The sequence below is a fragment of the Rathayibacter sp. VKM Ac-2879 genome (assembly GCF_015351245.1).
Taxonomy (GTDB): domain Bacteria; phylum Actinomycetota; class Actinomycetes; order Actinomycetales; family Microbacteriaceae; genus Rathayibacter.
The window spans coordinates 308,827-324,269 of the sequence record NZ_JADKSO010000002.1; the positions used below are offsets into that span (position 1 = coordinate 308,827).

Below are 15,443 nucleotides of genomic sequence, written 5' to 3' on the forward strand. Positions count from 1 at the left end.
CGTTATGCTTTCGTGATCGTGGCTAAGCATTCCGAGTTCCCCGTTGCCCAGCCGCCCGTCGTCCGGTACTCCGCCGAGCGTCCGGCGGTCCCTCGTCAGACCCCGGTCCGGCGCTCATGGGCTCGAGTCCCGCTCACCGTGCTGGCCTTCGCGGCATCGATCGCCTTCGTTATGGTGAACGTCGTCGATCCGTCCAGCGGGGCGGTGGCCTCGCCGTACTACCAGGCGCCCGTTCGCTTTAACGGCGACTCGGCGCAACGACTCGTCGTCGCCGACACCGTCGAGCGCACGGTCCAGCGCGACTCCTTCGGAGCCGAAGCGAAGCCCACGCCGACCCCGACCCCGACTCCTACTCCCACCCCGACGCAGAGCGGTGGCGACAAGTCCTCGTCCGCGGCGGCGCCCGTCGCGCGAGCCGCGGCCCCCGATCCCGGCTCGGCGAAGGCGATCGCGTACGACATGATCGTGCAGCGTGGCTGGGCCGACAGCGAGTACGACTGCCTCGTCCTCCTGTGGAACCGCGAATCGGGCTGGAACGTCTACGCCGAGAACACCTCGAGCGGCGCCTACGGCATCCCCCAGGCCCTTCCCGGATCCAAGATGGCCACGGCGGGCGGCGACTGGGCGTCGAGCGCGAGCACCCAGATCACGTGGGGTCTCGGCTACATCACCGGCCGCTACGGCTCGCCGTGCGGCGCCTGGGCGCATTCCGAGGCCAACGGCTGGTACTGACGTCCCTGCGTCCCCAAGGCGTCCCGACGGGCTGATCCGCGCCTCCCGCCCGAGCGTCGCCGGGTAGGGAGGACCATCGTCGCTAGCCTGGTCCAGTGGATTACGCGCTGCTCGGGGTCGTCGGGATCATCACCGTCGTCACCGTCGCGCGGTTCTCGAGCAAGCTGGGGATCGCGGCACCGCTCATCCTCGTGGTGGTGGGGATCGTCGCCTCCTATCTGCCCGGTGTGCCCGACATCGAGGTCGAGCCCGAGCTGATCCTGGCGGGCGTGCTGCCGCCGCTGCTCTACTCGGCCGCCATCCAGGTGCCGCTGACTGATTTCCGTCGCAATCTGCGCTCGATCTTCGGGCTCTCGGTGCTCCTCGTGGTGGTCACGGCGCTCGTCGTCGGCGGCTTCCTCTGGCTGGTGTTCCCCGAGCTGAGCCTCCCCGCGGCGATCGCCCTGGGCGCGGTGGTGAGCCCGACGGACGCGGTGGCGGCGACCTCGATCGGAAAGAGACTCGGACTGCCTCCGCGACTCGTGACAGTGCTCGAGGGCGAGAGCCTCGTCAACGACGCGTCGGCGCTCGTGCTGCTGCGGGCCGCGACGGCCGCGGCAGCGGTGGTGGGCGCCTCCGTCACCACCGACGCACTTGACGTCGGCGAGGTCGGAGTGCTGTTCACCTACTCGGTCGTGATGGCGATCGCGGTCGGTCTGGCGATCGGAATGCTCACGGTCTTCGTGCGGTCGACCCTCCGCGATCCCGTGCTCGACACGGCCGTCTCGTTCGTCGTCCCTTTCCTCGCCTACATTCCGGCCGAGGAGCTCGGCGCCTCCGGAGTGCTCGCGGTGGTCGTCACGGGGATCTACACCGGGCATAACAGCGCCCGGTTCCTCAGCTCGCAGTCGCGTATCAGCGAGCGGGTGAACTGGCGGACCGTGCAGTTCCTGCTCGAGAACGGCGTGTTCCTGGTGATGGGTGCCGAGATCAAGGCCATCGTCGGCGAGGTGGCCCCGGGGGAGTTCGGCACAGGGGCGGCGGTGCTGGTGGGCCTGATCGTCGTGGTGATTCTCATCGTCCTCCGGACCCTGTTCGTCTGGCCGCTCCTGCTGTGGTTGCGCGGCTCCGGTCGACGGGCGGAGCGGATCAACCGGCGGCTCGCCGTCGGGCTGATGCGGCTCCGCAACAGCGCGAGCAGCGACGAGCGCTTCGTCCGCCGTCACCAGCGCGCCGAGCGGCTGTATCAGCGGCGCGAGACCGACCTGGCCGCGACGACGAACGAGGCTTTCGGCTGGCGCGGAGGCGTGATCCTCTCGTGGTCGGGCATGCGCGGCGTGGTGACGCTGGCGGCCGCGCAGTCGCTGCCGGAGGAGACTCCCTACCGCGGACAGCTGATCCTCATCGCCTTCACGGTCGCCGTCGCCACCCTCCTGCTCCAGGGTGCGACTCTGCCGGGGCTCATCCGTCTGACCGGCATCCAGGGCAGCGACGGCGATGCCGACCGGCGCGAGCTCGCGACCCTGCTCGACGAGGTCGCCTCGACCGGCATCCAGTCGCTCGCGGAGGCGGAGGCGGGCCTTCCGGGGGGCCGTGCCGAGCCGCGGGTGCTCGAGCGCGTGCGCCGCGACACCCTGACCCGCTCTCAAGTCGCGTGGGAGCAGGTCGAGCGCGAGCCGGATGCTCCGCTCGGACCGCATGCGCAATACCTGCAGCTGCGTCGTGCCGTGCTGCTCTCGGAGCGGGAGGCGCTGTTGGAGGCGCGGGGCCGCGGCGTCTACTCCTCGCGCATCCTGCGCCGCGCGCAATCGATGCTCGACGCGGAGGAAGCCCGGCTCGACCTCGACGACAGCACACACTGATGCGCGCACGACCGTCCCTCGCCGGGCCGGACGGCTCGGGGCGCTCGTAGACTGGAGCAATGCCGCGCAGCAATCGACCCCGGGGGAGTCGCCGCGAGGACGACGAGGGGCCTCGCGATCTCTCGCAGATGCTCGCCGGCTGGCGCCGCACTGAGCTGCACGCCGGCCGGGAGTGGAACGTGCAGCCCGTCTCCTCCGCCCGCGCGGTCAAGGACTACCTCTGCCCGGGCTGTGGTCTCACGATCGACATCGGCCAGGCGCACCTCGTCACCTGGCGGGCCGACGGTGCACTCGGCGACGCCGCCGACCTGGCCGGCCGCCGCCACTGGCACACCCACTGCTGGAGAATCCGAGGAGCACGATGACCCACGAGATCCGCGGAGGCATCACCCTCCCCGCCCGCCGCGAGGACGTTGAGCTGCGCACGTCCGACGGCCTGGTCCTCGTGGGCGAGCTCGCCCTGCCGCTCGACCGAGAGCCGACGGCGACGCTGGTGACCCTGCACCCGTTGCCCACACACGGCGGCTTCATGGACTCGCACGTGTTGCGCAAGGCGGCGGCTCGACTGCCGGCTCTCGCCGGTCTGGCCGTGCTGCGCTTCAACACCCGTGGGACGAGTTCGCCACGCGGGACCAGCGACGGTGCCTTCGGCGACGGCGTAGCGGAGCGGGCGGACGTGGCCGCCGCCATGCGCTTCGTCGCCGAGCGAGGGCTCCCGCATCCGTGGCTCGTCGGCTGGTCGTTCGGCACCGAGCTCGCGGTGAAGTGGGGGCGGGAGCACCCGATCGAGGGCGCGATCCTGCTCTCGCCGCCCCTGCACCGCGCCTCGGCCGAGGACGTCGCGGCCTGGGCGGCCGACGGACGGCCGCTCGTCGCGCTCATCCCCGAGTTCGACGACTACCTGCGCCCCGAGGAGGCGGCCGAGCGCTTCGCCTCGGTGCCGCAGCTCGAGCTCGTCGCCGTCGAGGGCGGAAAGCACCTCTGGGTTGGCGAGAGCCAGACCCGGCGCGTGCTCGACGAGATCGTGCGAGTGGTGGCCCCCGAGTCGTTCCCGCTGCCCAGCGAGTGGGAGGGCGAGCTCGACTGAGCCCGCCCGGGCGGTTAGCGGCCGCCCTCTTGCCCGTCGACGTCCTCGGAGTCCTGCTGGTTCGCGGAATCACGGCCGTCCGTGTCCTCCGCGAGGTCGCCGATGTGACCGATCAGCCCGCGCAGGCCCGAGACGTAGCCCGCGATCGCGTCGCGCTCGGTGCGGATCTCGTCGAGCCGCTCCTCCGCCGTCGTTACTAACTGGCGAGTGCGCCGCTCGGCGTCCGCGACGATCTCGCGCGCCTGTTCGCGTGCCTGGTCGACGAGCCGGTCGGCCTCGTCCTGGCTCTCGCGGCGGAGGCGCGTGGTGTCGTCGATCGCGTCGCTGCGGAGGGCATCCGCCTCGAGCCGCTTGTCGTTGGCGCGACGGATGGCGTCGGCGAGCTGGAGGTTCGACTCGTCGAGGTAACGCTGGGTCTGGGCGACCGCCTCCTGGTGGCGGAGGAGATCCTCGCGGTCGGCTTCCTCGCGCCGAGCGGCGAGCTCGACCACGAGGTCGATGCGAGCCTGCTCGACCTCCCGGGCCAGGGCGGCGGCCTCGTCGGCAGAGGCGGCGCGCAGGCCCGCGAGCTCGGCGTCGAGGAGGGCGACCGCCTCCGCCCGTTCCTGCGCCAGGCGCGTGCGCTGGTCGGCGATCTCGCGGGCACCCTCGGCGCGAGCGGTAGCGACCTCGGCATCGAGCGCGGCGCGCGTCGAGAGCAGCTCGGCCTCGACGGAGGAGCGTGCCTCGGCCACCTCGGCGGCGACGGCCGCCCGCAAGCGGTCGACCTCGGAGGCGACCTCGGCCCGCACGAGCTCGTTGGCCTGGGCGAGACGTGCGGCCTCGGCGCGGGCCACCTCGATCTCGCGGGCGGCGACGGCACGCATCTCGGCGGCCTCGCGCTCCGCCTCGGATCGGACCGCGGCGGCCTCGCGCTTGGCGCTCGCGCGCGTCTCGGCCGCCTCCGTCGCCACGGTGCCGCGGATCGCCGCTGCCTCGCGCACAGCATCCTGGGTCATCACGTCGCGGTCGTCGGCCGCTTTGCCGAGAGTCGCGGCGGCCTGCGCCTCGGACTCGAGACGGGTGCGGTCGGCTCGACGGCGCGCCTCCGTGATGAGGCGGTCGGCTTCGTCCCGCGCCTCCTGCACGATCCGGTCGGAGTCGTCGCGCGTGGAACGCCGCAGCGCCGAGGCGTCGTTCTCGGCCTGCGCGATGATGCGCTCCGACTGTTCCTCCGCGACGCGGAGGGTGTGCTCGAGCTTCGCGCCGAGACCCGCGTACGTCGGAGCGCCGACCTGCTGCAACTCTTTCTCGAGCCCCTCGATGCGGGAGGCGAGCCGCTTCACCTCTCGGCCGCTTTCGGCCGCCTGCGTGTTCGCCTGAATCAGCTCGCGGCGCAGTCCCTGCACTGCCTTGTCGACCTCGTCTCGGTCGTATCCGCGGAACACCTGGGTGAATTCGGCCTCGTCGCTTGCCACGTCGTCTCCTTCAGAGCAGGTCCGCGGAGGGCTCGCGGCACTCCCGGAAGTGTAGCCAGCGGGTGCCGCCAGGGCCGGGCCGACACCCGAGCGGCGCGCCTCGGGGCGGCCTCTCCCGGGCGATCTCCCGGCGTCCTCGGAGGTGATCGGCTATCGTGGACTGTCTTTGTCTGTTGCCGTCGCGCCCCGGTCCGGTTGTGTCCCCGAGCCGGCTGAGGCCGCCACCCCGATCCGGCAACGCAGGAGGAGTACTTTCGTGCGGTTCGTTCTCGCCATCATCGCCACCGTCATCGCCGCAGCGATGATCGTGCTCGGCATCGGTCAGCGCACGATCTGGGCGCCTCCCGAGTCGCTCACGGCGACGACGTCCCTCGGCTCCGCGCCGTATGCCGTGATCGACGGCAGCGCGCTGGACGCGAACCCCGGACTGCAGACGATCACCGTGCGGGGCGACGGCGATCTCGTGCTCGCGTACGCGCGCACCTCGGACGTGACCGGCTGGGTGGCCGGCTCCTCCTACGACGCGATCGGCTTCGACTCCCGGACCGCTGCCCTCACCGCCGAGGAGGAGACGGCGAAGAGCATCGAACTCGCCTCCGATGTCGCGACGGCAAACGCTGCCGTCGTCAACCCGCGAGGCTCCGATCTGTGGCTCGAGCAGTTCGAAGGCACGGGCTCGCTGACGGTCTCCCTCGATGTCCCCTCCGACGTCTCGGTCATCGTCGCGAGCGACGGCAGCAAGCCGGCCGCACGCGACGTGACCGTCAGCTGGCCGGTCGACACCTCGACGCCCCTCGCTGGCCCGCTGCTGCTCGGAGGCGCCCTCTTCCTCCTCGTGGGCCTCGCGCTCTACATCTGGGCGTTCGTGCACCTGCGCCGGCAACATGGCCCGCGGCGCAAGGGCCCGCAGGGCCGGATTCCGCGCGGAGCGGGTCGCCCGCGGGTCCGCGCGGGAATCCGAGCGTCGATCGCGGTCGTGCCTCGCCGTCGTCGTGCGGCGCTCGTGCTGCCGATCGTGCTCGGCTCGACCGTGCTCCTCGCGGGCTGCAGCTCCGACTACTGGCCCGACTTCTCCGCCGACGCGACCGAGGCGCCCACAGCGTCCGCGACGGCGACGCCCGGTGGCCAGCCGGTCGCCGCCGACCCGACGCCCGTGGTGACGACCCAGCAGGCGGAGGCGATCGTCGCCTCCGTCTCGCAGGTCGCCGCGAACGCCGACTCGACCCGCGACGCCTCCGCCCTGGCGCAGCGCTTCCAGGGCGAGGCGCTGACCGAGCGGACGACCAACTACCAGATCGCGGCGAAGGGAGGCACGGTCGACGCGCCCCAGACGATCCCCGCCTCGCCCGTGAGCCTCGTCTTGCCGCAGGACACCACGTCGTGGCCGCGGCGTGTGACTGCCGTGGTGCAGAACCAGGCCGACTCGACCCAGCCGCCGATCGCGCTCATGCTGACCCAGGCGAGCCCCCGCGTCGACTACCTGGTCGACTACGCGATCTCCCTCGAGGCCAACGCCCGGATCCCCGACGTCGCGCCGGTCACCGTGGGCACGTCGATCGTCGCCCCGGACTCCAAGCTCATGAAGCTCGCCCCGCAGACGGTGGGCTCCGCCTACGCCGACATCCTCGCCAATGGGGATGCGAGCCAGTACGCGGGCGCGTTCTCGGCCGACGGAGACACGTTGCGCGGCCAGGTGGGCCTCGAGAAGAAGAACGCCGACCGGCAGGCGCTGCCCGGCACCGCCTCCCTCGACTTCACGAACGCGGCCGGCGCGTCGCCCACGATCGCCCTGGCCACGAACAACTCGGGCGCCCTCGTCGCCGCGAGCATCGCGGAGACGTCGACCGTGAAGCCCACCGCCGAAGGGTCCACCGTCTCGACCTCGGGCGCCTCGCAGACGCTGCTCGGCATCGATAAGTCGACCACGGGGATCGCGACCACCTACGGTTATCAGTTGCTGTTCTATGTACCGCCTGTCGGATCGGAGGAGAAGATCGTCATGCTTGGATGGAGCCAGGGACTCGTCTCGGTGGTGCAGCTGCCGTGAGCAACGTCCCGCCCCTGCCCGGAAACCTTCGCGGCGCCGTCGACCTGTCCTCGCTCGTGAACCGGCGGACGCCTCCGCCCGCTGCCCCCGCCGGTGACGCGGCGCCCGGCGCGCCCGGCGCCAACCCGCTCCTGCTGACCGCGGGCGACGCAGAGTTCGACCAGATCGTGCAGCTCTCGTCGCGGGTGCCCGTGATCGTCGACCTGCGCGGCTCCTGGGCCGAGCAGAGCACGAGCATGACGGCGCTGCTCGAGAAGGTCGTCGTCTCGTACGCCGGGGCGTTCGTGCTCGTGGGAGTCGACGTCGAGTCGAGTCCTCAACTCGCGCAGGCGTTTCAGGTGCAGTCGGTCCCCACGGTCGCGGCCATCATCGGCGGCCGGCCGGTCCCGCTGTTCAGCGGGCTCCTCGCGGAGGAGGCCCTCCGCGACCTCCTCGAGCAGGTGCTGCAGCTCGCGGCGCAGAACGGAGTCACCGGCACGGTCCCGGTGGCGGGCGAGCCCGATCAGGGGGAACCAGAGCCGGCCCCGCTGCCTCCGCATCACCAGGAGGCGTACGACGCGATCGATCGCGGCGACTACGCGAGCGCGATCACCGAGTACGAGACGGCCATCGCCCAGAATCCGCGCGACGATCTGGCGGTCGCCGGGCTCGCGCAGGTGAAGCTGCTCCAGCGCCTCCAGGGGCGGACGCTCGACGACATCCGCTCGACCGCCGCGGCGAAGCCGTCCGACCTCGACGCGCAGCTCGCCGTCGCCGACCTCGACGTCTCGGGGGGCCACGTCGAGGACGCGTTCGACCGGCTGCTGTCGCTGTTCCCTCGGCTCGACGCCGACGGCAAGGCGGCCGTGCGGGCGCGCCTCCTCGAACTCTTCGAGATCGTCGGCACGACCGATCCCCGAGTCACGAAGGCTCGGGCCCGCTTGACGGGCCTGCTCTACTGACGCCGCGTCGCGCGCGTCGGACGGCCGCTCAGGCGGGGCGGAGGTAGAGGACGCCGAGCGGGGGCAGGACGAGCTCGGCGGAGGCGGGGCGACCGGCCCACGGCTCCTCGCGCGCCTCGACGGCACCGAGGTTGCCGACCCCGCTGCCACCGTAGATCTCGGCGTCCGTGTTGACGAGCTCCTCCCAGCGCCCCGCGTGCGGCAGGCCTACCCGGTAGCCGTGCACCGGCGCACCCGAGAAGTTGGCGACGATCGCGATCGGTCGGCCCTCCCGGTCCTTGCGCAGGAACGAGACGACGTTCGAGGTCGCCGCACCGCCGTCGATCCACTCGAAGCCCGCCTGGTCGTTGTCGAGCTCCCAGAGCGAGGCCGTGTCGCGGTAGACGCGGTTGAGCTGGCCGACGAGGTTCCAGAGCCCGCGGTGGCTGGGCTGGTCGAGGATCCACCAGTCGAGCCCGCGCTCCTCACTCCACTCGGAGTACTGCCCGAACTCCTGCCCCATGAACAGCAGCTGCTTGCCGGGATGCGCCCACATGAAGGCGAGATAGGCGCGGACGTTCGCGAGCTGCTGCCAGTGGTCGCCTGGCATCTTCTGGATCAGCGAGCCCTTGCCGTGCACGACCTCATCGTGGCTGATCGGCAGGATGAAGTTCTCGCTGAACGCGTAGACGAACGAGAAGGTGAGCTCGCCGAGGTGGTAATGGCGCCACAGCGGGTCGTTCGCGATGTAGCTCAGCGAGTCGTGCATCCAGCCCATGTTCCACTTGAGCCCGAAGCCGAGGCCGCCGGAACTCGTGGGCTGCGTGACGCCGGGCCAGCTCGTCGACTCCTCGGCGATCATCATGATGCCGGGATGCAGCTTGTAGGCGGTGGCATTCACCTCCTGCAAGAAGCTGATGGCCTCGAGATGCTCACGCCCGCCGTGCTGGTTCGGCAGCCACTCGCCCTCCTTGCGGGAGTAGTCGAGGTAGAGCATCGAGGCGACCGCGTCCACGCGCAGGGCGTCCACGTGGAACTCCTCGAGCCAGAACAGCGCGTTCGCGACGAGGAAGTTGCGCACCTGCGTGTGGCCGAAGTCGAAGACGTAGGTGCCCCAGTCCATCTGCTCTCCGCGACGCCAGTCGGGATGCTCGTAGAGCGGCTCTCCGTCGAAGCGGGCGAGCGCGAAGTCGTCCTTGGGGAAGTGCCCGGGAACCCAGTCGACGATCACCCCGATGCCGGCCTGGTGGAGGCGGTCGATCAGGTATTTGAGGTCATCGGCCGTGCCGAAGCGGCTGGAGGCGGCGTAGTAGCCGGTCACCTGGTAGCCCCACGAGCCTCCGAAGGGGTGCTCGGCGAGCGGCATGAACTCGACATGGGTGAAGCCGAGCGCGGTGACGTACTCGATCAGCGGATCGGCGAGGTCGCGGTAGCCGAGGCCCGGGCGCCACGAGCCGAGGTGCATCTCGTAGACGCTGAGCGGTTGCCCGTGCGGGTCGCTCGCGGCGCGTTCGCGCATCCACTCGGAGTCGCCCCACTGGTGGTGCGAGACCGGCACGCGGGAGGCGGTGGCCGGGGGGACCTCCGTCGCTCGCGCCATCGGGTCGGCCTTGCGCACCCACTCGCCTCCGCGCGAGAGGAGATCGAACTTGTAGCTCGCCCCGGGCTCGATGCCGGGCACGAAGATCTCCCAGACGCCGTTCACGCCGAGGTTGCGCAGCGCGTGTCCCTCGCCGTTCCAGTCGTTGAAGTCGCCGACCACGCGCACCGCTTGCGCGTGCGGAGCCCACACGGCGAAGGACGCGCCCCAGACGCCCTCGTGCTCGCGATGCCGCGCGCCGAGCGCCTCCCAGAGCCGCTCGTGACGGCCCTCGCCGATGAGGTAGAGGTCGAAGTCGCCCACGGTCTTCGAGAAGCGGTACGGGTCCTCCGCCGACCACTGTCCGCCGTCGCCGTAGCGGGCCTCGACGGTGTAGGACTGCGGTCCGAGCACGTGGAAGCCCTGCCAGATGCCGTGGCCGAGGTGGCTGAGCTCGATCTGCGCGCCGTTGCCGAGGACGATCGCGACCTTCTCGGCGAGCGGGCGCCGCACGCGGACGACGGTGACCTCGTCCGAGACCCCCGGTGCCGAGACGAGGTGCTGGCCGAGGACCTCGTGGGGGAGCGCATTGCTGCCGCTCGCGAGCTGCTGGAGCACCCACTCCGGGATCTCGGGCAGCGTGGTCGCGCCGGAGCCGTCGAGGGGCACCGACGGACGCTCGATGGGAGCGGCCGTCGTGGTCGCCGCGCTCGTGCCGGTCGTTGCGACGGTCGCGGCACGGGCCTCGACCCGGTGCGCGGCCTCGGGAGTCGTGGCCTCGGGATCAGTGCCGCTCATCGCTTGTCCGCCTTCACTCTCAGGATGTGCACGGGCTCGACGAAGGAGTCGAGTCGCACGTAGTTGTCGCGGCCCCAGGTCCAGACGGAGCCGGTGATGAGGTCTTCGACCTCGAACCTCGCGTCGTCGTCGAGGCCGATCGCCGCCAGGTCGAGGTGCACGGTGGTCTCGCGGGCCGAGTGCGGGTCGGTGTTGACGACGACGAGGAGGGTGTCGGCTGCGCCGGTGCCGGTGAACGGACGCTCGAGATGCTTCGAGTAGACGAGGATCGCGTCGTCGTCGCTCCCGTGCACGCGCAGGTTGCGCAGCTGCCCGAGGGCGGGGTGCGCCCGACGGATCTCGTTGAGGCGCGTGAGGTACGGCGCCAACGAGTGCCCGGAGGCCTCGGCTTGCGCCCAGTCGCGCAGCTTGTACTCGTACTTCTCGTTGTCGATGTTCTCTTCGGCACCCGGGCGTGCGACGTTCTCGACGAGCTCGTATCCGGCGTAGACGCCCCAGAGCGGAGACGCGGTCGCGGCGAGCGCCGCCCGCACCTTGTACGCCGCCCGCCCGCCGTACTGCAGATATTCCGTGAGGATGTCCGGGGTGTTCACGAACAGGTTCGGCCGCATGTAGTCGGCTGTCTCCTGCGAGATGCTCGTGAAGAACTCCGAGAGCTCCTCCTTGGTGTTGCGCCAGGTGAAGTAGGAGTACGACTGCTGGAAGCCCACCTTGCCGAGCGCACGCATGATCGCGGGGCGAGTGAACGCCTCCGCCAAGAACACCACATCGGGGTACTCAGCGTTGACCTCGTGGATGACCCACTCCCAGAAGTCGAGCGGCTTCGTGTGCGGGTTGTCGACGCGGAAGATGCGGACGCCGAGCGAGATCCAGTGGTGCAGGATGCGCAGCGCCTCCCGCCTGATGCCGTCCGGGTCGTTGTCGAAGTTGATCGGGTAGATGTCCTGATACTTCTTCGGAGGGTTCTCGGCGTAGGCGATGGTGCCATCGGGGAGGGTCGTGAACCACTCCGGGTGGCTCGTGACCCACGGGTGGTCGGGCGAGGCCTGCAGGGCGAAGTCGAGCGCGAGCTCGAGGCCAGCGTCGGTGACGGCCCGGTGGAAGGCGCGGAAGTCGTCGAGGGTGCCGAGGTCCGGGTGGATCGCGTCGTGGCCGCCGTCGGCCGATCCGATCGCCCACGGCGACCCGGGGTCCGTCTCGGAGGCGTTCAGCGTGTTGTTCGGCCCCTTGCGGAAGGCGCGCCCGATCGGGTGGATCGGCGGGAGGTAGAGGACGTCGAAGCCCATCGCGGCGACGGCCGGCACGCGCTCGATCGCGGTGCGGAACGAGCCGCTCGTGATCGAGCCGTCCTCGTGGCGCACGGCCCCCTCCGAGCGGGGAAAGAACTCGTACCAGGCGCCAACGCCCGCTCGGGTGCGCTCCACGTGCACGATGCGCGGCTCCGACTCGCTGTGGAGGCTCCTCACCGGGCGGGCACTCAGAGCGCCGTGCACGGCGGAGTCGGCGGCGGCAGTCAGGCGCTCCTCGCGGCTCACCGCGGCGTCGGCGACCCGGGAGGCGGTGTCGGCGAGCAGTGCCCGCTCGGCGCCCGAGCGTGTCGTGTCGTCGGAGCCGGCGCGCAGCAGGCCTGCGCCGATCGCGAAGGTCACCTCGACGTCGAGTCCAGCCGGGATCTTGACCTCGGCGGTGTGCAGCCAGGTCGCCCAGTCGTCGGCGAAGGAGCGGATGCGATAGCTCCAGTCGCCCTCTTCGTCGAGCCTGACGAGCCGTCCGTAACGGTCGGTGCCGATCGCCAGCAGCGACATCCGGTGCTCGGACTCGGTGCCGGACGGCGAGGTGAGAAGGAGGTCGACGCCGATGAGGTCGTGCCCCTCGCGGAACGCCGTGGCGGCGAACGGTACGACCTCGCCGACGAACGCCTTCGCGGGCCAGCGGTCGTCTTCGAGGCGGGGCTGCGGGTCGATGATCGGAATGCGCTCGGCGCGCACCCGGTATCCGCTGCCCTCGGGTCGAACGACGTCCTGAGCGGCCTCGGCGACCGGCGCGGCGGGGGTCGGAGTCACCTCCGCGGGCCGTCCCCGAGCCGCCCGTCGTGCGTCCTTGCCGTGCGAAGCCTTGCCGAAAGGTGTCTGAGCCACGTCACGACAGTAGCGACCGGTGGTGCCTTTGGCACGCCGCTTGCGTCGGTCAGCGGGCCTGTGCAAGCTCGCTCGACGCCCTCTGCGAGCGGGGAGGAAGGAGCGCTCGTCCGCCCGCAGATCTCTCGTCCCCGACGTCCGCTAGGGTGTGCGGACCCGCCCACTCCGGCGTGGAAGCGACCGGCCTGGCCCCGTCCGCCGACGTCGCAGCCCGCCCCGCCGAGAGACCCCGTCTGTAGAGAGTCGAGGAGTGCCGTGAAGGCGATCCGCCGCTTCACCGTCCGATCTGTGCTTCCTCCCGAGCTCTCGGCGCTGGGCGAGCTGGCCGGCAACCTGCGCTGGGCCTGGCATGAGCCGACGAGGAGACTGTTCGAGCGCGTCGATCCAGAGCTGTGGAACCGTGGCGGAGCGGATCCGACGGCGCTCTTGGGAGCCGTGAGCCCCGAGCGCCTCGCCGAGCTCGCCGGCGACCGCGGCTTCGTCGACGACGCGTGGCGCCTCCTCGACGAACTCGAGCGCTACCGCTCCGAGCCGCGGTGGTACCAGTCGCTCCCGGAGTCGGCGCCCCGCTCGATCGCCTACCTCTCGCCCGAGTTCGGCATCGCCGCGGCGCTGCCGCAATACTCTGGCGGCCTGGGCATCCTCGCGGGCGATCACCTCAAGGCCTCCTCCGATCTCGGAGTGCCGCTCATCGGCGTCGGTCTGTTCTACCGTTCCGGCTACTTCTCGCAGGGGCTGTCGGCCGACGGCTGGCAGCTCGAGTCCTATCCCTCGCTCGATCCCGACGGTCTGCCGCTGCGGGTGCTGCGTCGGGCCGACGGCTCGCCTGCCCGCATCGTCCTCGCGCTCCCCGAGGGTCGTGCGCTCTACGCGCGCGTCTGGCGGGCGGAGGTCGGCCGGGTCACCCTCCTCCTGCTCGACACCGACATCCCCGAGAACGAGGGCACGTTGCGCTCGGTCACCGACCGGCTGTACGGCGGAGGAGGCGAGCATCGCCTCCTCCAAGAGCTCCTTCTGGGCATCGGGGGAGTACGAGCGGTGCAGCTGTGGGCCGAGTTCTCGGGGACCGCGCTCCCGGAGGTGTTCCACACCAACGAGGGGCACGCGGGCTTCCAAGGGCTCGAGCGCATCTCGGCGCTCATCGGCGCGGGTCTCGACTTCGACCAGGCGCTCGAGGTGGTGCGCGCGAGCACCGTCTTCACGACGCACACGCCGGTGCCGGCCGGGATCGATCGCTTCGACCGCGGGCTGGTCGCGAGCTACTTCTCGACCGAGCTGCTCCCGGGCGTGCAAGTCGAGGACGTCCTCGCGCTGGGCGAGGAGTCGCCCGACGGCTCCGACCAGGTGTTCAACATGGCCTACATGGGTCTGCGTCTGGCTCAGCGCTCGAACGGTGTCTCGACGCTGCACGGCGAGGTGAGCCGCTCGATGTTCGCGAACCTGTGGCCGGGCTTCGAGACGGCGGAGGTCCCGATCGGCTCGGTCACGAACGGCGTCCACGCCGCGACCTGGACCGATCCGATCCTGAGTGCCCTGGCGAAGGAGCGGCTCGGCGCCGACGACACGACGGCCGCCGACTGGCGTTCCGGTGCCCTCGGCGACGACGAGCTGTGGCGCGCGCGGCGGGCCATGCGGGAGCAGCTGGTCGCCGATGCGAGGCGACGCGCGGCTCGGTCGTGGCGCGAGCAGAACCCGGGAGGTCTGACTCCGAGCTGGCTCGACGAGCTGCTCGACCCGGACGTGCTGACCATCGGCTTCGCTCGACGCGTCCCCACCTACAAGCGTCTTACCCTGATGCTGCACGACCCCGAGCGTCTGCGCGCCCTGCTGACGCATCCGGAGCATCCGATCCAGATCGTGATCGCGGGCAAGTCCCACCCCGCCGACGAGGAGGGCAAGCGACTCATCCAGAGGCTCGTCCGGTTCGCCCAAGAGCCTGACGTGCGGCGGCGGATCGTGTTCCTGCCGGACTACGACATCGCGATGGCGCAGCGGCTCTACCCCGGCACCGACGTCTGGCTGAACAACCCGCTGCGTCCGCTCGAGGCGTGCGGCACGTCCGGCATGAAGGCGGCACTCAACGGATCGCTCAACCTCTCGATCCTCGACGGCTGGTGGAACGAGTACTTCGACGGCGAGAACGGCTGGGCGATCCCTTCCTCCGACCGGGCCCTCGACCCCGCGGCGCGCGACACGCTCGAGGCCGACGCGCTCTACGAGCTGCTCGAGACCGAGGTCGTCCCGCGGTTCTACGAGCGCGACCACGACGGAGTCCCGCGCCGCTGGGTACGGTCGATCCGGCACACCCTCGCGACGCTGTCTCCCGAGCTCTCGGCCGAGCGCATGGTGCGGCAGTACGTGGAGGCGCTCTACGCGCCGGCAGCGCTCGCGGCGCGCGCCGTGGCCGCCGACCACTTCGAGCCCGCGAAGGAGCTCGCCGCCTGGAAGCGCAGGGTGCGCGCGGGCTGGCCTGGCGTCTCGGTCGCCTCCGTCGAGTCGGGCGGCATCGACGCGGTGCCGCAGCGGGGCGACCGGCTTGCCGTGCGGGCGGGCGTGCTCCTCGGCGAGCTGTCGCCCGAGGACGTCACCGTGCAGCTCGTCTACGGGACTGCGGCCGCCGACGGGTCGCTGAGCGAGGTGAGTCACCAGGAGCTCGAGCTCGCCGCCCAGTCGGGAGTCGTCGTCCCGGCGGATGCGGTGGGTCGCGTGACGTACGCGGGGGTCGTGACCCTGGACCGCAGCGGGTCGTTCGGCTACACCGTGCGGGTCGTGCCGAAACATGTCCTGCTCGCGCGGTCGGCCGAGCTCGGACTGGCGGCGACCGCCGGCTGAACGGAGGAGATC

10 protein-coding genes are annotated in these 15,443 nt (G+C 71.1%); 7 read left to right on the forward strand and 3 right to left on the reverse strand.

What is annotated here, in order from left to right; all coding sequences use genetic code 11:
- Positions 1–18 precede the first annotated feature (18 nt).
- The 4 genes from ITJ45_RS06465 to ITJ45_RS06480 all read left to right on the forward strand — a co-directional run bounded on the left by ITJ45_RS06465 (position 19) and on the right by ITJ45_RS06480 (position 3,660).
- Positions 19–732, forward strand: coding sequence for a lytic transglycosylase domain-containing protein (locus ITJ45_RS06465; RefSeq protein ID WP_194608453.1), 714 nt, complete (start codon positions 19–21; stop codon positions 730–732).
- A gap of 95 nt (positions 733–827) precedes the next feature.
- A complete protein-coding gene (locus ITJ45_RS06470; RefSeq protein ID WP_194608451.1) occupies positions 828–2,573 on the forward strand; it encodes a cation:proton antiporter in 1,746 nt (581 codons plus the stop codon).
- A 59-nt stretch (positions 2,574–2,632) separates the two neighbouring features.
- Positions 2,633–2,938: a hypothetical protein gene (locus ITJ45_RS06475; protein ID WP_194608449.1), complete on the forward strand. Its 306-nt coding sequence runs from the start codon at positions 2,633–2,635 to the stop codon at positions 2,936–2,938.
- Positions 2,935–3,660, forward strand: coding sequence for an alpha/beta hydrolase (locus ITJ45_RS06480; protein WP_194608447.1), 726 nt, complete (start codon positions 2,935–2,937; stop codon positions 3,658–3,660). Before ITJ45_RS06475 ends, ITJ45_RS06480 begins: the two co-directional genes overlap by 4 nt.
- Positions 3,661–3,674: 14 nt before the next feature.
- On the opposite strand, the gene ITJ45_RS06485 is transcribed toward ITJ45_RS06480, so the two are convergent.
- Complete coding sequence (locus ITJ45_RS06485) at positions 3,675–5,117, reverse strand: DivIVA domain-containing protein (RefSeq protein WP_194608445.1); 1,443 nt, start codon at positions 5,115–5,117, stop codon at positions 3,675–3,677.
- 256 nt (positions 5,118–5,373) lie between these two features.
- On the opposite strand from ITJ45_RS06485, the gene ITJ45_RS06490 reads away from it, so the two are divergent.
- Positions 5,374–7,164 (forward strand): hypothetical protein, encoded by a 1,791-nt coding sequence (locus ITJ45_RS06490; protein WP_194608443.1) that lies wholly within the window; start codon positions 5,374–5,376, stop codon positions 7,162–7,164.
- Complete coding sequence (locus ITJ45_RS06495; protein WP_194608441.1) at positions 7,161–8,105, forward strand: tetratricopeptide repeat protein; 945 nt, start codon at positions 7,161–7,163, stop codon at positions 8,103–8,105. Before ITJ45_RS06490 ends, ITJ45_RS06495 begins: the two co-directional genes overlap by 4 nt.
- Positions 8,106–8,133: 28 nt before the next feature.
- On the opposite strand, the gene glgB is transcribed toward ITJ45_RS06495, so the two are convergent.
- Both glgB and ITJ45_RS06505 read right to left on the reverse strand, forming a co-directional pair.
- On the reverse strand, positions 8,134–10,461 hold the full coding sequence (gene glgB / locus ITJ45_RS06500; RefSeq protein WP_194608439.1) for a 1,4-alpha-glucan branching protein GlgB: 2,328 nt from the start codon (positions 10,459–10,461) through the stop codon (positions 8,134–8,136).
- Positions 10,458–12,599: an alpha-1,4-glucan--maltose-1-phosphate maltosyltransferase gene (locus ITJ45_RS06505; RefSeq protein ID WP_416365275.1), complete on the reverse strand. Its 2,142-nt coding sequence runs from the start codon at positions 12,597–12,599 to the stop codon at positions 10,458–10,460. The genes glgB and ITJ45_RS06505 overlap by 4 nt, the downstream gene beginning before the upstream one ends.
- Positions 12,600–12,854: 255 nt before the next feature.
- On the opposite strand from ITJ45_RS06505, the gene glgP reads away from it, so the two are divergent.
- Positions 12,855–15,431 (forward strand): alpha-glucan family phosphorylase, encoded by a 2,577-nt coding sequence (gene glgP, locus ITJ45_RS06510; RefSeq protein WP_194608437.1) that lies wholly within the window; start codon positions 12,855–12,857, stop codon positions 15,429–15,431.
- The last annotated feature ends 12 nt before the right edge of the window (positions 15,432–15,443 follow it).